This window comes from Sphingomonas sp. NPDC019816 (assembly GCF_050274375.1).
Taxonomy (GTDB): Bacteria; Pseudomonadota; Alphaproteobacteria; order Sphingomonadales; family Sphingomonadaceae; genus Sphingomonas.
On sequence record NZ_JBNNOB010000054.1, the window covers coordinates 1 to 21988 of the forward strand.

At 67.7% G+C, this 21988-nt stretch carries 17 protein-coding genes, 2 tRNA genes and 1 other annotated feature; of the genes, 9 read left to right on the plus strand and 10 right to left on the minus strand.

The window, feature by feature from the left end:
• Nucleotides 1-182 precede the first annotated feature (182 nt).
• Entirely contained in the window at nt 183-1115 is a 933-nt protein-coding gene (locus tag ACQKJZ_RS09785) for an alpha/beta hydrolase (protein ID WP_427730988.1), read from the plus strand.
• 126 nt (nt 1116-1241) lie between these two features.
• On the opposite strand, the gene pepN is transcribed toward ACQKJZ_RS09785, so the two are convergent.
• Complete coding sequence (pepN, locus tag ACQKJZ_RS09790; protein ID WP_427731003.1) at nt 1242-3845, minus strand: aminopeptidase N; 2604 nt, start codon at nt 3843-3845, stop codon at nt 1242-1244.
• 137 nt (nt 3846-3982) lie between these two features.
• Between pepN and ACQKJZ_RS09795 the strand changes: the two genes are divergently transcribed.
• Nucleotides 3983-5704, plus strand: coding sequence for a M28 family peptidase (locus tag ACQKJZ_RS09795; protein WP_427730989.1), 1722 nt, complete (start codon nt 3983-3985; stop codon nt 5702-5704).
• A gap of 379 nt (nt 5705-6083) precedes the next feature.
• Nucleotides 6084-6938 (plus strand): NAD(P)-dependent oxidoreductase, encoded by an 855-nt coding sequence (locus tag ACQKJZ_RS09800; protein ID WP_427730990.1) that lies wholly within the window; start codon nt 6084-6086, stop codon nt 6936-6938.
• Here the strand turns inward: ACQKJZ_RS09800 and ACQKJZ_RS09805 are convergent.
• From ACQKJZ_RS09805 to ACQKJZ_RS09830, 6 genes are all read right to left on the minus strand, one after another.
• A complete protein-coding gene (locus tag ACQKJZ_RS09805; protein ID WP_427730991.1) occupies nt 6848-7768 on the minus strand; it encodes a DMT family transporter in 921 nt (306 codons plus the stop codon). The two genes, ACQKJZ_RS09800 and ACQKJZ_RS09805, sit on opposite strands and share 91 nt — an antisense overlap.
• Complete coding sequence (locus ACQKJZ_RS09810; RefSeq protein WP_427730992.1) at nt 7765-8766, minus strand: threonine aldolase family protein; 1002 nt, start codon at nt 8764-8766, stop codon at nt 7765-7767. The genes ACQKJZ_RS09805 and ACQKJZ_RS09810 overlap by 4 nt, the downstream gene beginning before the upstream one ends.
• A gap of 58 nt (nt 8767-8824) precedes the next feature.
• A complete protein-coding gene (locus tag ACQKJZ_RS09815; protein WP_427730993.1) occupies nt 8825-10306 on the minus strand; it encodes a SulP family inorganic anion transporter in 1482 nt (493 codons plus the stop codon).
• A 70-nt stretch (nt 10307-10376) separates the two neighbouring features.
• Nucleotides 10377-10432, minus strand: a sequence feature (sul1 is cis-regulatory element that is thought to sense ions involved in sulfur or methionine metabolism; They are found in Alphaproteobacteria).
• A 192-nt stretch (nt 10433-10624) separates the two neighbouring features.
• Nucleotides 10625-12736 carry a transglycosylase domain-containing protein gene (locus ACQKJZ_RS09820; RefSeq protein ID WP_427731004.1) on the minus strand — a complete coding sequence of 704 codons (2112 nt, stop codon included), beginning with the start codon at nt 12734-12736 and terminating at the stop codon, nt 10625-10627.
• A gap of 71 nt (nt 12737-12807) precedes the next feature.
• Entirely contained in the window at nt 12808-14100 is a 1293-nt protein-coding gene (locus ACQKJZ_RS09825; RefSeq protein WP_427730994.1) for a dicarboxylate/amino acid:cation symporter, read from the minus strand.
• A gap of 121 nt (nt 14101-14221) precedes the next feature.
• Nucleotides 14222-14296: transfer RNA gene (locus ACQKJZ_RS09830), tRNA-Thr, on the minus strand.
• A gap of 85 nt (nt 14297-14381) precedes the next feature.
• Between ACQKJZ_RS09830 and ACQKJZ_RS09835 the strand changes: the two genes are divergently transcribed.
• Nucleotides 14382-14525: a hypothetical protein gene (locus tag ACQKJZ_RS09835; protein ID WP_427730995.1), complete on the plus strand. Its 144-nt coding sequence runs from the start codon at nt 14382-14384 to the stop codon at nt 14523-14525.
• A 23-nt stretch (nt 14526-14548) separates the two neighbouring features.
• On the opposite strand, the gene ACQKJZ_RS09840 is transcribed toward ACQKJZ_RS09835, so the two are convergent.
• The 3 genes from ACQKJZ_RS09840 to ACQKJZ_RS09850 all read right to left on the minus strand — a co-directional run bounded on the left by ACQKJZ_RS09840 (nt 14549) and on the right by ACQKJZ_RS09850 (nt 17600).
• Entirely contained in the window at nt 14549-15607 is a 1059-nt protein-coding gene (locus tag ACQKJZ_RS09840) for a serine hydrolase (RefSeq protein ID WP_427730996.1), read from the minus strand.
• Nucleotides 15608-15791: 184 nt separating this feature from the next.
• Nucleotides 15792-17363 (minus strand): alpha,alpha-trehalase TreF, encoded by a 1572-nt coding sequence (gene treF, locus ACQKJZ_RS09845; protein WP_427730997.1) that lies wholly within the window; start codon nt 17361-17363, stop codon nt 15792-15794.
• 150 nt (nt 17364-17513) lie between these two features.
• Nucleotides 17514-17600 (minus strand) — tRNA-Leu (locus ACQKJZ_RS09850).
• A 104-nt stretch (nt 17601-17704) separates the two neighbouring features.
• Here ACQKJZ_RS09850 and ACQKJZ_RS09855 point away from each other — a divergent pair.
• From ACQKJZ_RS09855 to ACQKJZ_RS09875, 5 genes are all read left to right on the plus strand, one after another.
• Nucleotides 17705-18637 carry a complex I NDUFA9 subunit family protein gene (locus ACQKJZ_RS09855; protein ID WP_427730998.1) on the plus strand — a complete coding sequence of 311 codons (933 nt, stop codon included), beginning with the start codon at nt 17705-17707 and terminating at the stop codon, nt 18635-18637.
• A gap of 82 nt (nt 18638-18719) precedes the next feature.
• Entirely contained in the window at nt 18720-19529 is an 810-nt protein-coding gene (locus tag ACQKJZ_RS09860) for an undecaprenyl-diphosphate phosphatase (protein WP_427730999.1), read from the plus strand.
• A gap of 153 nt (nt 19530-19682) precedes the next feature.
• On the plus strand, nt 19683-21134 hold the full coding sequence (locus ACQKJZ_RS09865) for an NAD(P)-dependent oxidoreductase (RefSeq protein ID WP_427731000.1): 1452 nt from the start codon (nt 19683-19685) through the stop codon (nt 21132-21134).
• Nucleotides 21134-21688: a DUF2059 domain-containing protein gene (locus tag ACQKJZ_RS09870; RefSeq protein ID WP_427731001.1), complete on the plus strand. Its 555-nt coding sequence runs from the start codon at nt 21134-21136 to the stop codon at nt 21686-21688. Before ACQKJZ_RS09865 ends, ACQKJZ_RS09870 begins: the two co-directional genes overlap by 1 nt.
• Nucleotides 21689-21701: 13 nt before the next feature.
• The coding region (locus ACQKJZ_RS09875; protein ID WP_427731002.1) for a hypothetical protein at nt 21702-21988 on the plus strand (287 nt) is incomplete at its 3' end.

Consider the following 21988-nt stretch of genomic DNA (forward strand, 5'->3'; position numbering starts at 1 on the left):
CTCAGCCTGAACGGAGGTGGGGCCCCGGGCTTGATACCAAAAGCCGTTCAGGCTGAGCGAAGTCGAAGCCCACGCCCGGCACTCGCCTGTTAGCCTTAACATTACCCCTTGCGCCCCACGCCCCGAAGCGTAGCATCCCCCTCCGACCGTAGGGACATAACCCACGGAGGATAGGAGGGGATATGACGTCCAAACGCTGGGCCGGCCATGCGCTGGCTGCTTTGCTAACGCTCTCGGTGGCGGCGCCCGCCATGGCGCAGGCCGATAAGATGGTGCCGATCGCGGTGCCCGCGCAACCCAATGCCATTCCGCTGAACACCGGGCCCTTGCCGGGCGCCAAGAACAAGGAAAGCTGGCACAGCCAGTATAACAGCGTCTTCGCGCGCAACGTGACCGAGGCGACGCTGACCCCCTTCCTGCCCGATCCCGCCAAGGCGACCGGCGCCGCCGTCATCGTCGCGCCCGGCGGCGGTTTCCGCACCCTGTCGATGCAGAATGAGGGCTGGGACGTGGCCAAGGCGCTGGCCGATCGCGGCATCGCTGCCTTCGTCCTGAAGTACCGGCTCAACCAGACGCCCGCCAGCATGGCCGATTTCGAAAAGTCGATGGCGGCGATGTTCTCCAGCGTGGCGCGCCCCACCACGCGGCCGAACCCGGAGGAGGCGCTGAAGGGCCTCGCGCCGCAGATCGCCGATTCCCGCGCCGCCTTCGCGCTGGTCCGCCAGCGCGCGGGCGAATGGAAGGTCGATCCGGCCCGTGTCGGCATGGTCGGCTTTTCGGCGGGCGCGATGCTGACCGTCGCAACGGTGCTCGACGGACAGGCCAAGCCCGCCTTTATCGGCGACATCTATGGCCCGCTCCAGCCGATGACCGTGCCCGCCGACGCGCCGCCCATGTTCGCCGCGATCGCCGCCGACGATCCGCTGTTCGCCGGCAAGGGCTTTGGCCTGATCGATCAGTGGCTGGCCGCCAAGAAGCCGGTCGAGTTCCACCTGTATGGCCGGGGCGGGCACGGCTTCGGCATGTATCCGAAGGCGACGACCAGCACCGGCTGGTTCGACGCCTTCTACCGCTGGATCGTGATGGAAGGGTTTCTGAAGCCCAAGGCGCAGTAACATTCCTCCCCTGTAAGGGGAGGTGGCGCGCGGAGCGCGTCGGAGGGGTGTCACCCTATCGAGAGGCGGACACCCCTCCGTCAGGCCTGACGGCCTGCCACCTCCCCTGCAAGGGGAGGAATAGTGTTACTCCAAACTCTTCGAGGCCTGCTCGAACAGGTCCTTCGACAGCCCCGGCGTCGCGACGATACGCGCCAGCTCGGCGCGCATCAGCTGCGCACGGTTCCCGTCGAACCGGCGCCAGCGGCCCAGCGGCGGCAGCAGCTTCGCCGCCGTCTGCGGGTTCAGCCGGTCGAGTGCAATCAGCTGGTCCGCCAGGAAGCGATAGCCCGAGCCGTCGGCGGCATTGAACGCCCGCTGGTTCATGCCGAACGCACCGATCAGCGCGCGGGCGCGATTGGGGTTGGCCAGCGTGAAGGTCGGATGCTCGGCCAGCGTCGCCACAACCGCACCGGTATCGTCGCGCGACGACAGCGCCTGGGTTTGGAACCATTTGTCGAGCACCAGCGCATTGTCGGCATAGCGCGCATGGAACCGTTCCAGCGCGATGTCGCGCTCGGGCGCGTCGGAGCTGACCAGTGTTGTCAGCGCCGCCTGTCGGTCGGTCATATTGTCGGCGGCGTCGAACTGCGCGAGCGCCAGCGCGGCGGCGTCCTCCGCCCCGCTCGCCGCGATATAGCCAAGCGCGACGCTGCGCAGCCGGCGGCGGCCCTTGGCGCCGGGGGAATAGACATAGGCCCCTTGCGCCATCTCGCCGTAAAGCCGCCGCCATACGGGCGCCAGGGCCTGTCCGATCTGCCGCCGCAGCGATTCGCGCGCGGCATGGATCGCATCGGGGTCGACCATCGCCAGCTGGTCGCCGATGAAATTCTCCGAGGGCAGCAGCACCGCCTCGGCGAGGAAGGCCGGCTCCAGCCCCTCGGCCTCGAGCGTGCGTGCGACCGCGTCGATCACGGCCTGCGCATTCATCTCGCCGTTGATCGTGCCCGCGACCAAAGTGTCCAGCATCAGCTGCTGCATCGCCTCGTACCGGGCGAAGGGGTCGTCGTCATGCGCCGACAGGAACGCCAGATCCGCCGCCGACCGATCGCTCTCGATGACGACGGGGGCGGAGAAGCCGCGATTGATCGACAGGACGGGACGCTCGGTGACCGCCTCGAAGGTGATCGTCTCCGCCGCCTGGTCGAGCAGGATCAGCCGTTCGTCGGTCAGCGGCCGGCCGGTCTCGGCGCCGAACAGCCGGACCTTCAGCGGCAGCACCATCGGCTGCTTGACCGGCTGGCCCGGCGTCGGCGGGACATGCTGGGCCAGGCGCAGCACCGCGCGGCCGCCGCCGGGCTCGTGCGAGAGGCCCGCCGAGACGCGCGGCGTTCCCGCCTGGGAATACCAGAGCCGGAACTGGCGCAGGTCGACGCCGCCCGCTTCCTCCATGCACGCCACGAAATCCTCGCAGGTCGCGGCCGTCCCGTCGAAGCGGCTGAAATACAGGTCGGTCGCGGCGCGGAATTTCGCCGGCCCCAGGATGGTCGCCATCATGCGGATCAGCTCGGCGCCCTTGTTGTAGATGGTCGCCGTGTAGAAGTTGCTGATCTCGATATAGCTTTCGGGGCGCACCGGATGCGCGAGCGGGCCGGAATCCTCGGGGAACTGGCTGGCGCGAAGCCCGCGCACCTCCTCGATCCGCTTGACCGCCGCCGATCCCTGGTCGGCGGAAAAACACTGGTCGCGATAGACGGTAAAGCCTTCCTTCAGCGAAAGCTGGAACCAGTCGCGACAGGTGATCCGGTTACCCGACCAATTGTGGAAATACTCATGCGCAACGACGGCGGCGATCGCGTCATAATCGTAATCGGTCGCGGTGTCGGGATCGGCGAGGATGTAGCGGCTGTTGAAGATGTTCAGCCCCTTATTCTCCATCGCGCCGAAGTTGAAATCGTCGACTGCGACGATGTTGAACACGTCGAGGTCGTACTCGCGGCCATAGACGCGCTCGTCCCACGCCATGGACAGCTTCAGCGCGTGCAGCGCATGATCGGTCTTGGCCAGATCGGCGGCGCGCACCCAGATGCCGAGTTCGACCTCCCGCCCGCTCATCGTGGTGAAGGTCGAACGGTTGACCGCCAGGTCGCCCGCGACCAGCGCGAACAGATAGCTGGGCTTGGGGAAGGGGTCGTGCCACTCGGCCCAGTGGGTGCCGTCGTCATGGGTGCCTTGCGCCACCGGATCGCCATTGGCGAGCAGCACCGGGAAACGCCGCGCATCCGCCGTCATGCGCACGCGGTAGACGCTGAGCACATCCGGCCGGTCGGGGAAGAAGGTGATGCGGCGGAACCCCTCCGCCTCGCACTGGGTGCACAGATTGCCGCCCGAGGCATAGAGCCCCATCAGCTGGGTATTGCGATCGGGGGCGATCACCACCTCGGTCTCGACGATATGGGCGTCGCCGGACAGCGGCACGACCAGCTGCTCGCCCTCGATCCGCCAGTCGTTCGTCGCCACGCGGTCGACCTTCACCGACACCGGCGTCTGGCCCGCACCGTCGAGGCGCAGCGGTTCGTCATGCGCGCCGTTTCGCGTCACGGACAGGATGGCACGCACCCGGGTTTCGGCCGGGTCCAGCCGAAAGTCGAGCGCGATGTCGGGCACGGCCCAGGCCGGCGGGCAATAATCCTCGCGCCGGATGACGGCGGGGGCGGTGCTGGGCTGGGCCACGCTGTGCTGGATGTCCATCGCGGGAATATAGTCCTGCCGATGCGATAGGACCATGGCGGGCGCGCCCGAAAAAAGCGGGAGTGGCACGGCATGCCGCTTGATCGCTGGGGGCGGCATGATACCCCTAGGGCCTGTTTCTTCCCGAAAGGTCCTGCATGTCGCGTTCGACGGCTCTGCTGCCGCTGCTTTTCCTGTCCACCGCCGCCATCGCGCATGACCATGATCACGCCTTTGGTCACGATCATGCCCAGACCGCCCCGGCCATGGCCCAGACCACGACGCCCCAGCGCAGCGCTGCCGAGCGCAACGCGACGATCACCGCCCCGCTGCCCGAGGATCAGGCGGCGATGAAGGCGCATGTCATGTTCCTGGCGTCGGACGCGATGGCGGGGCGCGAGGCGGGGACCCGCGATTACGACATCGCCGCGCAATATGTCGCGGCGCAATTCTACGCCGCGGGCCTGCGCCCCGGCGGCGACGCGGGCGGCTATCTGCAAAAGGTGCCGCTCGTCGCCTATAACGTCGCCGACAAGGGCAGCGCGATGTGGACGCCCGCCGGCGGTCAGGCGCAGGAACTGGTCTTCGGCGAGGATTTCGTGCCCGCGCCCGTGCCCGACAAGCGCGAGACGAGCCTGTCGGCGCCGGTCGTCTTCGTCGGCTATGGCATCGACGCCGCGCAATATGGCCTGACCGATTACAAGGGCGTCGACGTGCGCGGCAAGATCGTCGCCTTCGTCCCCGGCACGCCATCGGGGCTGGACGGCGAGGCGCGCGCCTTTTTCGGATCGGCGGCCAACAAGGCGTCGCTGGCGGCGGCGAAGGGCGCGGTCGGCGCGATCCAGATCGACATGCCGCGCGCCGGCGGGCGCCAGCGGCCCTTCGCGCTGTTGACCCGCACCTATGATGCGCCGCGCGTGACCTGGGCCAACCCGGACGGCACCGCGCATGCCATGACGCCGACGACCCCGGTACTCGGCACGCTGTCGCAGGCGGGGGCGGCCAAGCTGTTCGGCAAGAACTGGGACATGGCGATGAAGGCCGCCGCCGCGACCAAGCCCGCCTATAAGCCGATTCTGGCGAAGGGGCAGATGACCGTCGCCACCAAGACCAGCTTCAAGCCGATGGACAGCAGCAACGTCATCGGCATCATTCCGGGCAGCGACCCCAAGCTGAAGGATCAGGTCGTCGTCCTGTCGGCGCATCTCGACCATATCGGCGTCAATGAGGGCGGCGATGGCGACCGGATCAACAACGGCGCGCTCGACAATGCGATCGGCATCGCCAGCCTGATCGAGGAAGCCAAGCGCTTCAAGGCGGCCGCCACCCCGCCCAAGCGCACCGTCATGTTCCTGGCGGTGACGGCGGAGGAGAAGGGGCTGGTCGGCTCGGACTATTTCGCCAATCACCCGACCGTGCCGCTCAAGTCGATCGTCGCCGACGTCAATCTCGACATGCCGATCCTGACCTACAAGTTCGAGGACATGATCGTGTTCGGCGCGGACCGCTCGACCCTGGGGCCGATCGTGCGCAAGGCGGTGGGGTCGCTGGGCCTGCCGGTCTCGCCCGATCCGATGCCCGAGGAGGGGATTTTCGTCCGCTCCGACCATTTCCGCTTCGTGCAGAAGGGCATCCCCTCGGTCTTCCTGTGGCCGGGGCAGGCCGGGCCGGGCAAGGCGGCGGTCGCCGACTTCATGGGCCATCGCTATCACCGCCCGGGCGACGAGATCGACCAGGGTATTGACTGGAGCCAGGGGCCGCGCTTCGTCAGCGTGAACTACGCCATCGCGCGCGAGATCGCCGACGGCGCGGAGCGGCCGGTGTGGAACAAGGGCGATTATTTCGGCACGCTGTACAAGGGGCCGATGGCGGCGAAGTGAGGAAGGGGGGGAGATTGGGCGCCAAACCTCCCCCACACTCGTTCAGCCTGAGCGTCGTCGAAAGCTGAGCGATGACCTTCGCCAAGTGGCCCGTCCCCGGCGTGCACTTCGACTTCGCTCAGTGTGAACGGAGGTGGGGCGGGCGGCGACGGTGGTTGGAGCGGGAAGGTATTCGCCGCCAAACCACCCCACACCCGTTCAGCCTGAGCGTAGTCGAAGGCCAAGGGATAACCTTCGCCAATTGGCCGTCCCCGGGCGCGCACTTCGACTTCGCTCAGTGTGAACGGAGGTGGGGCGGGCGGCGATGGCGGTCGGAGCGGGAAGGCTTTTGCAGCCAAACCTCCTCCACGCCCGTTCAGCCTCAGCGACGTCGAAGGCCATGTACGGAGGTAGGGTGAGTAAGCTGTTCATCTTCGGCATGGGCTATGCCGCCGGCCATTTGGCGGCTCTGTTGGAAGGGCGCGGCTGGTCCGTTGCGGGGACGACCCGTGATGGGCGCGGCGGCACGCTGCGATTCGATGACCGCGGGCGGGTGGAGGCGGAGATGGCCGCCGCCACGCATATCCTGTCCTCGGTGCCGCCCGAGAGCGAAGTCGACCCGGTACTGGTCGCCTATGGCGCGCAACTGGCCCGGTCCCAGGCGTGGATCGGCTATCTGTCCTCGACCGGCGTCTATGGCGATACCGGCGGCGCATGGGTGGACGAGACCGCGCCGATCGGCTCGGGACGACGCGCGGCACGGGCGGCGGCGGATGCCGATTGGCAGGCTCTGGGCGCGCGGGTGTTCCGACTGCCGGGGATCTACGGCCCCGGCCGCTCGCCGATCGACCGGGTTCGTGGCGGACGCGCGCACCGGGTCGGCCTGCCCGGACAGGTCTTCAGCCGGGTGCATATCGCCGACATCGTCTCAGGGATCGTCGCCGGGTTCGACGGTCCGGCCGGCGCGTACAATCTCTCCGACGATCACCCATGCGATCAGGATGCGGTGGTGTCCTACGCCGCGACGCTCGCCGGATTGCCGCCACCGCCGCTCGTGCCGCTGGAAAGCCTGTCGGCAGCGGCGCGGGGCTTCTATGCCGAAAACCGGCGGGTGGCGAACGGCAAGGCCAAGCGGGTGCTGAACTGGCGTCCCCGCTATCCCGATTACCGGTTGGGCCTGCGCGCCTTGAGCGCGATGACCAGCCCGATCGCGGTCACGCCTGCGCCCGCCCCCGCCAGCAGCGACCAGCGATAGCCTTCGAACACCGTCGACAGGCTCATCGCGATGACCGGCACGATCACGCTGGAATAAGCCGCCTTGGCCGGGCCGATGGTGCGCAGCACCCGGTAATAGAGCGGAAAGGCCAACGCCGAGGCGAACAGGCCGAGATAGAGGATGCCGAGGATATAGCCGGCGCGCATCTCGAACACCGGCGGGCCGTTCAGGCTATAGGCGATGACGGCGTCCAGCGCAGAGCCGATCAGCATCGCGACGCTCAAGGTAGCGTGCATCGGAAAACGCTTGGCGGTCTTGGTCGCCTGCATGACGTTCGCCGTGGAGGCGGACAGGATCGCGACGATGGTCAGCGCGATACCGGTCAGCGCGCGCGTAGGCCCGGCGGGATCGACCCGCGCCTCATGCACGAACAGCAGCGCCGCGCCCGCCATCGCGATGGCGGAGCCGATCAACAACTGCCGCCCCATGCGCTGCCCGAGGAAAAGCCGCGCGAACCCCGCATTGGGGATCAGCAGCATCGCAAAGACGACCGCGACCAGCCCGGAGGTGATGAACGCCTCCGCCCGGTAGACGAAGTTGAAGTTGAGGACGAACTGGAACAGCCCGATCCCGCCTGCGAACAGCCAGCCGGTGGTGCCGAGCCGGAAACTCTCGCGGCGGGCCAGCGCGAACGCCCCCATGGCCAGGCCGCCGACCAGGAAGCGATAGCTGACCGACCAGGTGGCGGGGACAACCGAAATCTGGTCGCGAATGACCAGCCAGGTCGATCCCCAGATCAGCGTGACGATCGCGAAAGGGATCAGGACGGCGGCGCGGGTCGAGCGCGGGCTGGTGTCGAACTCGCTCACAGGCTGGCGATCGCGTCGGCCAGCGCGGCGACATGATGCGCATCGGTGTCCCAGGCTGTGACGAGGCGAATCTCACCCTCCGCCCAGTCGTAGAAATCGAAACCCTGTCCCCGCAGGCGGGCCGCTTCCTCGGGCGTGGCGCGCAGGAAGACCTCGTTCGCCTCGACGGGGTGTACCAGACGGTCGCCCGCCGCGCCGGCCAGTCGCTCGGCACAGGCGTTGGCGAGCGCGCCGTTCGCGATCCACAGGTCGTTCTCGACCATCGCCAGCACCTGCGCCGCCAGATAACGGCCCTTGGACATCAACAGTCCGGCGCGCTTGCGGCGGCGGCGGGTGACGTCAGCCAGGCCAGGCTTGAAGAAGACCAGCGCCTCGGCACTCATCGCACCGTTCTTGACGAAGCCGAAGGACAGGGCCTCGACCCCGGCCTGCCAGGTGAGCGCGGCCGGCGTGCAGCCGAGGCGCGCAATGGCGTTGGCGAAGCGCGCGCCGTCCATGTGGAAGCCCAGCCCCCGTTCCTTCGCCAGCGCGCCGATCGCGGCGACTTCGCCCGGATTATAGACGCGGCCATATTCGGTGGCGTTGGTGATCGAAATGGCGTGCGGCTGGACCCGGTGCACGTCGTTGGCGATCGCGTCGATCAGGTTGCGGATCGTGTCGGGGGTCAGCTTCGCCCCCTCGCCATCGGCCAGCATCAGCTTGGCGCCGTGGGTGTAGAATTCGGGCGCGCCGCCTTCGTCATTCTGGATATGCGAGTCGCGGTGGCAGACCACGCCGCCATGAGGCGGGCAGAGCGCGGCGAGCGCCAGGCAGTTGGCGGCGGTGCCGGTGGGCACCCACAGCACCTCGACGTCGGTGCCGAACAGCTCCGACAGCCGCCCGTCCAGCGCCTTGGACCAGCGGTCGCCGTCATAGGCGGTATCCATCCGGTCGGCGGCGGCGATGGCCTCCATCACCTTGGGATGGATACGGGCGGCATTGTCCGAGAAAAAGCGCATGGCTCAGGCGTTTGGGGGAGGCGGTGGGTCAGGTCAACACCACCGCCCCATTGATGCGTCAGTGCGGCACCGCGCCCAGTTCGAACCCCGTCTTGTCGTGCAGCGCGAAGCGGTCGACCAGATCGGCGCTGGCCCGGTTATAGCCGATCACTTCGACCGTCGAACCGTCGCGACGCAGCCGCGCGACGATCTTGTCGAGCGCACCGACCCCCGAAATGTCCCAGAAATGCGCCGCCGACACGTCGATCACCACGGCGCGTCCCTGCTCGGGCAGGAAGGCGCGGGTGAAGCGGTCGACCGAGGCGAAGAAGATCTGCCCGGTCACATGGTAGCGCACGACGTCGCCCTCCGCGATCCGCTCGACCGCGAACAGGCGGCGGACCTTGCCGGCGAAGAACACACCCGACAGCAGCACGCCGGCCAGCACGCCCTGCGCCAGATCGCGGGTGGCGACGACCACCGCCACCGTGACCAGCATGACGACCGAGGAGGTCGGCGGATGGCGGCGCAGATTGGGAATCGAGTTCCAGCTGAACGTGCCGATCGACACCATGATCATCACCGCGACCAGCGCTGGCATCGGAATACGCCCGACCACGGGGCCGAGCACCGCGAGCAGGAACAGCAGGAACAGTCCGGCGGTCAGCGTCGACAGCCGCTTGCGCCCGCCCGACGTGACGTTGATCACCGACTGGCCGATCATCGCGCAGCCGCCCATGCCACCGACCAGCGCGGCGGCGATATTGGCCGCGCCCTGACCGCCGCACTCGCGCCGCTTGTCGCTGTCGGTGTCGGTCATGTCGTCGACGATCTGCGCGGTCAGCAGCGATTCGAGCAGGCCGACGGCGGCCATGGTCAGCGAATAGGGCAGGATGATCCGCAACGTCTCGAAGCTGAGCGGCACATTCGGTAGCGCCAGGCTGGGCAGCCCCTCGGGCAGGCGGCCCATGTCGCCGACGGTACGCACCGGCAGGCCCATGGCGATGCTGATCGCCGCCAGCACGATGATTGCGACCAATGGCGAGGGCACCGCTCTGGTCACGCGCGGCAGCAGGTAGATGATGGCGAGGCCCCCCGCGACCAGCGCATAGCTATGCCAGGTGACGCCGGTCAGCTGTGGCAGCTGCGCCATGAAGATCAGGATGGCAAGCGCGTTGACGAAGCCGGTGATGACCGAGCGCGAGACGAACTGCATCACCAGATCGAGGCGCAGCAAGCCGGCGGCGATCTGGATCAGCCCCATCAGGATGGTCGCGGCGAAGAGATAATCGACGCCGTGCTCGCGGACCAGCGGGGTGACGACGACCGCGACGGCGGCGGTCGCGGCCGAGATCATCGCCGGCCGGCCGCCGGTAAAGGAAATGACGATCGCGATCGCGACCGAGGCATAAAGGCCGACGCGCGGATCGACGCCCGAGATGATCGAAAAGCCGATCGCCTCGGGAATCAGCGCGAGGGCGACGACGATACCGGCCAGCACATCGCGCCGCGCATCGCCCAGGTTGGAGAACCATTGGGTTCGGTAGCTTTGGAGAGTCATGAAATACCAGAATGTCGCGCATGGCGGACACGCTCTCTGAGGGCAGGAGCGGGGATGGGGCCATGCATTCTGTTGTCCGGCGGATCGGCGGCCGGAATAGCCACCCGGAATTGCACCGGGTCCTTGCGAATACCCGCGCGTGTAATCGGGATGAGGGGGGAAGGGCAAGCCCCGTCAGCCCAAGGTCAGGATCTTGGTCCGCGCCTCTGCGCGAACAAAACCTCTTCGCGTCATCGCGGCTTCGCGTGAACTTCAAATGGGATCACGCGAAGCCGCGACGGCGCGAAGGAAAAAGCGTCACCCGCCCGAGAGCGTTCGCTACTCCCCCTCGCCCTCATAGCGTTCGTCGGGCGGGCGGCGATCGTCGGGGCTGGGGCCGGCGCGTTCGGGGCGGCGGCGGCCGGGGGCGACGGTGATCGATCCGTCCTCGCCGGTGCGCAGGTCGAGGCCCAGACCCTGGATGATCTCGCCGACCGGATCGGCGGGGGCGGGCATCACCTCTTCGTCCACACCGTTGGCATAGGCGTCGGGATCGACCTCTTCCTGCACCACGGGGGCCGCCACCGGCGGGATGTCGAGCGCGGACTGCATGAACGCGCGCCAGATGCGCGCGGGCACGCCGCCGCCCGAAAGGCCGGGATTGGGCGTGTTGTCGTCATTGCCGACCCACACGCCCACCACCAGGTCGCGCGCGAAGCCGACGAACAGCGCGTCGCGCGAATCCTGCGTCGTGCCGGTCTTGCCGTAAGCATCGACGGTCAGCATCGCCTGACGCCCGGTGCCCGACTTGATCGAGGCGGACAGCAGGTCGAGCATCCCGTCATGCACCGCCGAGGAAAAGCCGGTCTTGCGGTCGGTCAGCGACTGGTACCAGCCCTTTTCGCGCACATCGGTCAGGCCATGCGGCGCGACCGGATAGCTTTCATTGGCGACGGCGGCATAGGCGGCGGTCAGCTCCAGCAGGCTGACGGTCGAGGTGCCCAGGCCGATCGTCGCCTCATTGGCGATGGGGGTGGAAATGCCCAGGTCGCGTGCCGCCTTGGTCACCGCCTTCACGCCGACCGCCTGGGTCAGCCGCGCCGCCGCCACGTTGGACGAGCGCGCGAAGGCTTGGCGTAGCGTGATCTTGCCCAGATAGCGGCCGTCGCTGTTGCGTGGCTTCCACCCGGCGATATCGACCGGTTCGTCCTCGATGGTCGAGTCCGGGGTCATGCCCGAGCGCAGCGCCGCCAGATAGACGAACAGCTTGAACGCAGAGCCCGGCTGACGCCGCGCCTGGGTGGCGCGGTTGAACGGGCTCTTGGAATAGTCCTTGCCGCCGACCATCGCGACGACGCGGCCATCGGGGCGCATCGCGACCAGCGCGACCTGCGCCTCGCGCAGGCCCGCGCTGCGCACCGTCCGCTCGGCGATGCGTTGCAGGCGCGGGTTGAGCGTGGTCTGGACGGTCGCCTCGGTCTTGATCTCACCCGCCTGGTCGCGCGCCTCGGGCAGGACCCAATCGGCGAAATAGGTGCCCGAGGGCAGCGTTTCGGGCCGGGCGGATAGCACGCGCTGCGGCTGGACCGCATCGGCCTCCGCCTGGGTCAGGAAGCCGGCATCCTCCATCGCGCCGATCACGACCGCCTGTCGCGCCCGCGCGCCCTTTAGATTGCTGGTCGGGGCGAGCCGCGATGGGGCCTTGACCAGCCCGGCCAGCATCGCCGCCTGACCGATGTTCAGCTTGTCCGGCGTGCGACCGAAATAGTGCTTCGACGCGGCGGTGATCCCATACACATTGTCGCCGAAATAGACGTTGGACAGATAGCGCGACAGGATCTCGTCCTTGGTCAGCCACGCCTCCAGCCACAGCGCGATCATCGCCTCGCGGATCTTGCGCCCCGCCGTGCGGTCGGAATCGAGAAAGGCGTTCTTGGCCAGCTGCTGGGTGATGGTCGATCCGCCCTCGCGCACCCCGCCCGAGCCGAGATTGTGCCAGGCGGCGCGCAGGATGCCGCGCGGGTCGATGCCCCAATGCGAATAGAAGCGCCGGTCCTCGATCGCGAAGAACGCCTCGCGCACATGCGGCGGCAGCTTGGCCGCGTCGACCGGCGCGCCGATGATCGCGCCGCGCCGCGCGATCGGCGTGCCGTCATCGGCGGTCAGCGTGATCGAGGGTGGCGTCGGCGGCTGGAGCGAACGCGACAGCGGTGCCGTGATCGCCAGCCAGATGATCGCGACGACCAACAGGATGATGCCCACGCCCAGCCCGCGCGCGATCCAGCGGCCCCAATGGATGCGGCGGCGGGGCCGTTCGGGCGTTGGCTCATCCTCGTCGGGGCCGAAGGACCAGCTCTGCGTCTCCGCATCATAGAGCGGATAATGATGCCCGACCGGCTCATAGGGGCGGTCGATCGGCATACGGTCGGGATTGAACGGGTCGGGGCGCATCACAGGGTTCCGGCGGTCGGCCACTCGTGTATTACTTTACCAGAACACCGAGCGCAAGCATGGCCCCGTGTTTACCCTGTTTGCGGCACCTCCGGCAAGCGTTCCACAGGCGGTGTGTCCTCGATCAGACCGGCACGGTGCGCGACGATGGTCGGCACCAGCGCCTGACCCGCGACGTTGATCGCGGTCCGCCCCATGTCGAGGATCGGATCGATGGCGAGCAACAGACCCGCACCCTCCAGCGGCAGGCCGAGCGTCGACAGCGTCAGCGTCAGCATGACGACCGCACCGGTCAGCCCCGCCGTCGCCGCCGAGCCCAGTACCGACACCAAGACGATCAGCACATAATCGCCGACATGCAGCGGCAGGCCATAATATTGCGCGACGAACAGCGCCGAGATCGCGGGATAGATGGCGGCGCACCCGTCCATCTTGGTCGTCGCGGCGAAGGGCACCGCAAAGGCCGAATAGGCGCGCGGCACGCCCAGCCGGCGCTCGACCGCATCCTCGGTGACGGGCAGGGTGGCGATCGACGAGCGCGACACGAAGCCCAGCTGGATGGCGGGCCAGGCGGCGGCATAGAAGCGCTTGGGCGACATGCCGTTAGCGAGCAGCAGCAGCGGATAGACGACGAACAGGACGAGGCCCAGGCCGATATAGACCGCCAGCGCGAAACTGCCGAGCGCGGACAGCGACTGCCAGCCATAACGCACGATCGCATTGCCCAGCAGCGCGCCCGAGCCGATCGGGGTCAGCCGGATCACCCAGGACAGGATACGCCGGAAGATGGCGAGCGCCGAGGCGTTGAACGACAGGAAGCTCTCGCCCTTGTCGCCGACCCGCACGGCGGCGACACCGATCGCGACCGCCATGACGATGATCTGCAGGATGTTGAATGACAGCCCGGTCTTCAGCGCGCCGCCATCGCCCGCGCTGGTCGAGGCGGACAGCCCGAGGATGTTGGACGGGATCAGCCCGCGCAGGAAGTCGAGCCACGAGCCGGCGGTGTCGGGCCGCACCGCGCTGCCCGGCGCGACGCCCGCATGGAGCCCCGGTTGCAGTACGGTGCCCAGCGTCAGCCCGATGGTGACCGCGATCAGCGCGGTGATGGCGAACCAGATGAAGGTGGCGGCGACCAGCCGTGCGGCATTGTTCAGGTCGCGTAGCGCGGCGATCGAGGCGACGATGGCGGTGAACACCAGCGGCACGACCAGCACCTTCAGCAACTGCACGAAGCTTTCGCCGACGATGCGCAGCGCTTCGGCCAGGCCGGCCAGCCCCTGCGACCGGGCGAGCAGGCCGAGCAGCAGGCCCACGGCCATGCCGACGAACACCTGCACCCCAAAGGAAAAACGGAGTCTCATCCGACCATAGCTAGCGAGCCGGCGAAACGATCCCAACCAACTTTTGCGTGGGGGGCGGAAAGCTCCCCAATTCCGCGCCCTTACGGGGCGGGGACCCCTTTAGGGGAGGTGATGGGGAGAATGGTGCTGCCGGTGAGGATTGAACTCACGACCTCAGCCTTACCAAGGATGCGCTCTACCACTGAGCTACGGCAGCACTCGCGTCTCAACGCGGGAAGCGCGCCTAGAGACGATCGGGCAGACATTGTCAAGCGCTTGTTCGTCGGATTATGCGAATGTTCATGGCAAAAGACGAAAAGGCCGAGCGTCTGGCGGCGGCGCTCCGCGAGAATCTGAAGCGGCGCAAGGCGCAGGCGCGCGGGCTGGACGACGGGGCCGGCGCACCCCCGCCCGCATCCGTGCGGGAGGCGCCGCGCAAGGAATAAGGGGGGCGTCGCCGCCCGCCCGATCAACGCTTCAGATGGACCACCGCCCGGGTGACGTTGCCCATCAACCGCATCCGCACCGGAATTGGCTGGCGCGTACTGGCGATCATCACCGCCACGGCATAGCGGTGCCCATCGGGCGCGACGAGCAGGCCGACATCGTTATAGCCCGTCGACAGGCTGCCCAGATCCTGACCTGTCCCGGTCTTGTGCGCGAGCGTCCAGCCGGTGCCCAGGCCGGACTTGAGGCGCAGCGGGCCGGTCTTGCTGGAGCGCATCAGCGTCAGCAGCGATTCGGTCGACCGTGTGCTCAACAGCTTGCCCTGCGCCAGCAGCGACAGCCCCAGCGTCACGCCATTGGCCGAGGCCCCGTCGAGCGGCGCCGCCAGATACCGGCGCAGCGCCTTGTCACGTGCCTCATAGGTCATGGCGGCGCGCGCCTGAAGGAAGCCCCAGCCTCCCGCCCATTCCGGTCGCCATTCCAGACCGGCGGTACGCGCCTGCAATTGCCGTTCGCCGGGGCCGAACCGGACGCCGGCGATGCCCTTGTCGGCCAGCATGCGGTTGATCGCGGTGGGGCCGCCGACCTTCCAGAGCAGCACGTCGTTGCAGGTGTTGTCGCTACGCGTCATCGCGCCGCGCAACAATTCGCCGATCGTCGTGCGGTATCCGTTCGGGCCGACCAGCGCGCGGATCGGTTGGTGGAAGACGGTCAGGTCGGCGCGCGTGACCGTCACCGGATCGGTCAGCGACAGCCGCCCCCGGTCCACCGCGTCCATGACCGCGATGGCGACCCACAGCTTGCTGACGCTCTGTTGCGGGCGAGGGGTGTCGCCCTCCCAGGCGACGACCCATCCTTCATCGATATCGCGGACGCTGATCCCGACCTCGCCCTGGAACCCCGCGCCGAGCGCCTGCACCGCGTTCAGAAGATCGGCGGAGGGCTGGGGCCGCGCCGGGATCGGCCTTGGCGGCAGCGCGGCGGGCGGCGTCTTCTGCACGGTGATCGGCACCGACACGGGCGCGGGGGGTGCCGGCTGCTGCACGCTGGGCACGCAGGCCGACAATATGGATACGCTCACGGCGATGCCGGAGCAGCGAGACAGCGATCTGAGTGACAACGAAGCTTCCCTTTTTGCGCCTTGTAGCGGCCCGGTCCCGAAGCGGAACCGCCCGGCGGCGGCTTCGACGCACATCGCGCCCGGCTCGGCGCAGGCGTCGGGTCGGCATGGGCATCGCGTCGGGGGGGCGGATCGACCGTGCTCCTTACGGCCTCTCGCTCCGTATCGCGGGCCACCGCTCCAAAATGGCGCTGGTCACGCCGTTGGTCCAGCCGAAGCCGTCCTGCACCGGATATTCACCGCCGCCGCCCGGCGTGCGCTGTTCGACATTGTATTTTTCCAGCATCTTGCCGGTGTCGGCATAGGCGGTGGTGACGGTGTCGATCCAGCGCCGCGCGATATCCCGGGCGAGCGTGTCATGGCCGGTCCGCGCCAGCCCCTCGATCGCGATCCACTGAAGCGGGGCCCAGCCATTGGGCTCGTCCCATTGCTGTCCGGTGCGCAGCGTGGTGGTGCGCAGGCCCCCGGTCGCGAGCAGCTGCCGCTGCGTCGTCCGTGCGACCGCATCGGCCTGCGCCGGCGACGCCAGCCCGGCGAACAGCGGCTGGAGCGTTGCCGCGCTCAGGACCGGTGTCGGCGCGCTGCGGGACAGGTCCCAATCGGCGTAGCGCGCCTGTGCCGCCTGCCACAGATAGGTGTCGATCGCTCCCTTGCGGCGTGCCGCCAGGGTGGTGAAGTCGCGCGCGCAGACATCGTCATGGGCCTGTTCGCAGCGTGTGGCGATGCGCCGCTCCATCGTCCAGATCAGGCTGTTGAGGTCCACCGGCACGATGTCGGTGGTGTGGATCGTCGCCAGCGACCGGCCATCGCGAAGCCAGCGCGAGGAAAAGTCCCATCCGCTCTCGGCCCCCGCGCGCAGATCGCGATAGACGGCGGCGGCCGGCCGGTTCGGCACCTGGGCCGCGACCGCGACATCCTCGGCATAGCTTTCGTCGCGCGGCGTGTCCTTGTCGTCATAATAGCGGTTGAGCAGGCTGCCGTCGGGCATCCGCACGACGCGCTCGCACGCGCCGGTCTGCGCCACGCAGCCGCGACCGTGCATCCAATAGGCATATTCGGTACGCAGCGCCTTCAACCGCCGCGCCGCCACGGCGGGGTCGCGATTGGCGGATAGGTCCAGCATCAGCGCGTAATAGGGCGGCTGCGACCGGCTGAGATAATAGGTGCGCGTACCGTTCGGGATATGGCCGTATCGCTCGATCAGGTCGGTGAAGTCGTCGATCATGTCCTCGACCAGCGGCTGCTGCCCATCGGCCTTCAGGCCCAGCATGGTGAAATAGCTGTCCCAGTAATAGATTTCCTGGAAGCGTCCGCCCGGCACGACATAGGGGCGCGCCAGCGCCAGCGCCGAGCCGCCGGGCGTAGCCGCCAGCGGCGGGCGGGTCAGCTGCGGCCACAGCGCACGGACATGCGCCCGTACGTCATCGCGATCATTCTCACCGCGAACGGTGAAATTGGCGAGCACAAAGGCCTTGAGCGCGGCCCCCTTCGGCCTGTCCCGCCGGCAATCGGCCAGGATCGCGGCCGGATCGCGCTTGGCCACCGCATCGGCGAAGGTCTTGCCGTCGGCGAAGATATGCTGGGTCTGCACCGCTGCGAACAGCGGCCCGAATATCGTGGCGGGGCTGTCCTCCGCCCCCATCGCCGGACATGCTGCCAAGAACATGACAGCCGCTGCAAGACCCAGATTGCGCATGATCCCATAACCTTCGAACATTGGGCGATCGAACGGCCATAACGCGTCCGATCGACAATCGGCCACGGCGGGATAGCATCACCTCTCGGCGATCCCAATGGCGGGATCGTCCGTGGTTGAGGCGCGAAAATTTTCGGAAGCCCTCAGACTATTCTGATAGCCTGAGGAAAATGGTGCCCAGAAGAGGACTCGAACCTCCACGACCTTGCGATCGCCAGCACCTGAAGCTGGTGCGTCTACCAATTCCGCCATCTGGGCACGGGGTAGGCCCGCGCCTTTAGGGTAGGGTTCGAATCCTTGTCAACGGCTTTTTTGCGAGGCAAAGGGGCGCAGCACGATTTTTTCGAGAAATAGGGACGGTCATGACGAACAAGCTGGTGACGCTGATCGGCGGCGGGGGCTTTCTGGGCCGCTATGTCGCACGCGAACTGATGCGCGACGGAACGCGGGTGCGGGTGGCGCAGCGCGATCCGCGCCAGGCCTATTTCCTGCGCACGCAGGGCGGGCTGGGCCAGACCCAGTTCGTGGCCGCCGACATCACCCGCCCCGACACGGTCGCCCGCGCGGTCGAGGGGGCGGATGCGGTCGTCAATCTGGTCGGGGTGATGGGCGGCAAGATGCAGGCCGTCCATGTCGAGGGCGCGCGTGCCGTCGCCGAGGCGGCCCGCGCGGCGGGCGTGGCGGCGCTGGCGCATGTCTCGGCGATCGGCGCCGATGCCAACGGCCAGGCGGCCTATGCGCGTTCCAAGGGCGAGGGCGAGGCGGCGGTGCGCCAGGCCTTTCCGAACGCCACCATCCTGCGCCCCTCGATCGTGTTCGGGCGCGAGGATCAATTCGTGAACCGCTTCGCAGGCATGGTATCGGCGCCGGTCGTGCCGATCCTGCGCGCGGGCGTGAAGTTCCAGCCGGTGTTCGCCGGCGATGTCGGCGAGGCGATCGCCGCCGCGCTGCGCGATCCCGAGGCGCATGGCGGCCGCACCTATGAGCTGGGCGGCCCCGATGTCATTTCCATGGGCGAGCTGGTCCGCTGGATCGCCAAGACGTTGGGCCGCGCGCCGCACTTCCTCGAGCTGCCCGACGCGGCCGGCGCGCTGCTGGCCCGCGTGCCGGGTTCGCCGATCACCCGCGACCAGTGGCTGATGCTGCAACAGGACAATGTCGTTGCCGCCGGCGCGCCGGGCCTGGCCGAACTGGGCGTGACGCCCGAGCCGCTGGCGGCGGTCGCACCGGACTATCTGGTGCGGTTCCGCAAGGCGGGCCGCTTCGGACGGCGGACCGAGACGCTGACGGCCTGAACCGTCCCGCGGCAAACGTCTTTGTCGTTTCGCTCGACGCCCCGTCGCCTTATGGCGGCGGGGCTTTTTCTTGGGGACGCATGTGAACGATCTGCTGGCCGCCATCATCCTGGGCATCGTCGAGGGTGTCACCGAATTCCTGCCGGTGTCCTCCACCGGGCACTTGATCCTGGCGGGCGCGCTGCTCGGCTATGACGATGCGCGCTGGCAGATGTTCAACATCGTCATCCAGCTGGGCGCGATCCTGGCAGTCGTCGTCCTCTATTGGCGGACCTTCTGGGCCGTCATGGTCGGGCTGGCCAAGCGCGATCCCGGTTCGATCCGCTTCGTGCGCAACCTGCTGATCGCCTTCATGCCCGCCGCCGTCATCGGCGTGCTGGCCAAGAAGCATATCGAGGCGCTGCTGCTCCAGCCCAAGGTCGTCGCGGTCGCGCTGATCGTCGGCGGCATCGCGATTCTGGTGATCGAGCGGCTGGTCAAGCCCGGCACCACGCGCGGCATCGCCGCCGTGCCCGCCAGGACCGCGCTGGGCGTCGGCTTCCTCCAATGCCTGGCGATGGTGCCCGGCGTCAGCCGGTCGGGCGCGACGATCCTGGGCGCGCTGACCCTGGGCGTCGAACGGCGCACGGCGGCCGAATTCAGCTTCTTCCTCGCGATTCCGACCATGCTGGGGGCAAGCGTGGTCGAGACCGCCGGGCATCTGGACGCGATGCGTGCCGGCAACAGCGTCGGCCCGCTGGAGATCGGTATCGGCTTCGTGGTGTCGTTCATCGTCGCGTTGCTCGTCGTGCGCTGGTTCGTCGGCATCGTCGGCAAACATGGTTTTGGCCCCTTTGCCTGGTACCGAATCGTCGCCGGCGCGGTGGCGCTCACCCTGTTGACACTACACTGATACCGAATCGGGCACAATTTATTGCGGGTCGTTCGCAATATATAGGGTGAGGGGCTGGATTGGCGATTAAATAGGACAGTATGAGTTTCCTATATGTCGCTTTTGACGTGACATAGGATAGTTCGCGCAATATCCGGCTCTTCGGAGGCGCATATGGCGAACGATTCTATGCTGAAGTTTGTAGGCCGCGATCAGGCCTATCCGGCCAAGCGGGCCGCGGAGACCCGCGCGGAGGATTTCCGCGAGATCGCCGAGCGTTATACGCCCCCGGCGGCGGAGGATCAGGCCGGGCGCTGCTCGCAATGCGGCGTGCCCTATTGCTCGGTGCACTGCCCGCTGCACAACCATATCCCCGACTGGCTGCGCCTGACCGCCGAGGGGCGTCTGCGCGAAGCCTATGAGCTGTCCAACGCCACCTCGACCATGCCCGAGATCTGCGGCCGCATCTGCCCGCAGGATCGGCTGTGCGAAGGAAATTGCGTCATCGAGTTTTCCGGCCACGGCGCGGTCACGATCGGCTCGGTCGAAAAGTTCATCACCGACACCGCCTGGGAAGAGGGCTGGGTCGAGCCGCTGGTGCCGGGGCCCGCGCACGGTCAGTCGGTCGCGGTGATCGGCGCGGGGCCTGCGGGGCTGACGGCGGCCGAATATCTGCGCGCCTCGGGTTACGAGGTCCATGTCTATGACCGCCATGACCGCGCGGGCGGGCTGCTGACCTATGGCATCCCCGGCTTCAAGCTGGAAAAGCCCGTCGTGATGCGCCGGGTCGAGCGGTTGAAGGCGGGCGGCATCGTCTTCCATGAGGGCTTTGCGGTCGGCGAGGATGCGACGCTGGAGGAACTGCGCCGTCGCCATGACGCGGTGCTGATTGCGACCGGCGTCTACAAGGCGCGCAATGTCGATGTGGACGGTTCGGGCGCGAACGGCGTGATCGCCGCGCTCGACTATCTGACCGCGTCCAACCGCAAGAGCTTCGGCGATACCGTCGAGGCGTTCGAGAACGGCTCGCTGAATGCCGAGGGCAAGAATGTCGTCGTGATCGGCGGCGGCGACACCGCGATGGACTGTGTCCGCACCGCGATCCGCCAGGGCGCCAAGTCGGTGAAGTGCCTCTATCGCCGCGACCGCGCCAATATGCCCGGCTCGCAGCGCGAAGTCGCCAATGCCGAAGAGGAAGGTGCCGAGTTCGTCTGGCTCTCTGCACCTTTGGGCTTCGAGGGTGGCGAGACGGTGACGGGGGTCCGCGCCGCCAAGATGCGGCTGGGTGCGCCGGACGCCAGCGGCCGCCGCGCGCCGGAGGCAGAGCCGGGTGCCGACCATCTTCTCGAGGCGGACATGGTCATCAAGGCGCTGGGCTTTGACGCGGAAGACCTGCCCAACCTGTTCGGCACCGCCGAACTGGGCGTCAGCCGCTGGGGCACGGTGCTGGTCGACGGCCGCACGCTGATGACCAGCCTGGACGGCGTGTTCGCGGCGGGCGACATCGTGCGCGGGGCTTCGCTGGTCGTGTGGGCGATTCGTGACGGCCGAGACGTCGCCAAGGCGATGCATCAGTGGCTGAAGGCGCGCGCCAAGACGGCGGCGCGCGAGAAGGTGGCGGCGTGATGCGTGCGCTTGCTTTCGCGGCGTTGCTGTTGGCAGCGCCGGTATCGGCGCAGACCAGTCCGGCTACGGCGGCACAAGACGATCCAGAGCGGATTGCGGCAGCCGACGCGCTGATGGGCAAAATGGGTCTTGAGCGGCAATATGACCTGATCCTGGCCCAGATGGTTTCGCTGGCGACCAATCAGTTGTTCGATGGGCTGGAGCATAACAACCAGATTCCGGCCAAACTGCGTGAAGCCTTGTCCGATCCGACCCAGATGGCGGCGTTCAAGCGTGATTTCGCCGAGCGTTTCAGAAAGGCGTTCCGGGCCCGTTACCCGGAAATGCGCGCCATGACCGACCGGGAATATGCGCGCGCCTTTACCACGGCCGAGCTACGCGATCTCGCTGCCTTTTACGCTACGCCGCTGGGCCAGAAGACCCTGTCGGTGATGCCCGACTTGCAACGGCGCCTGTTCCCGATGGGCGTGAAGGTCGGTCGCGAAACCGGTGAAGCGGCCATGAAGGCGACGATCGAACATCTAATCCCCGCCGACCAGCGGCCGGCAGCTTGAAGGGGTGATATCCATGATCTTTGAAACCGAAAAGCAGCGCCTGGCCCAGCATGGCATGTACCGCCCCGAGTTCGAGGGCGATGCGTGCGGCGTCGGCATGGTCGCGGCCACCGATGGCCAGCCCTCGCGCCGGGTCGTCCAGTCGGCGATCGACGCGCTGAAGGCGGTGTGGCATCGCGGCGCGGTGGATGCGGACGGCAAGACCGGCGACGGCGCAGGGTTGCATGTCGACCTGCCGCACCGCTTCTTCGACGATGCCATCGCCGCGTCGGGGCACAAGGTGCTGCCCAACCGGCTGGC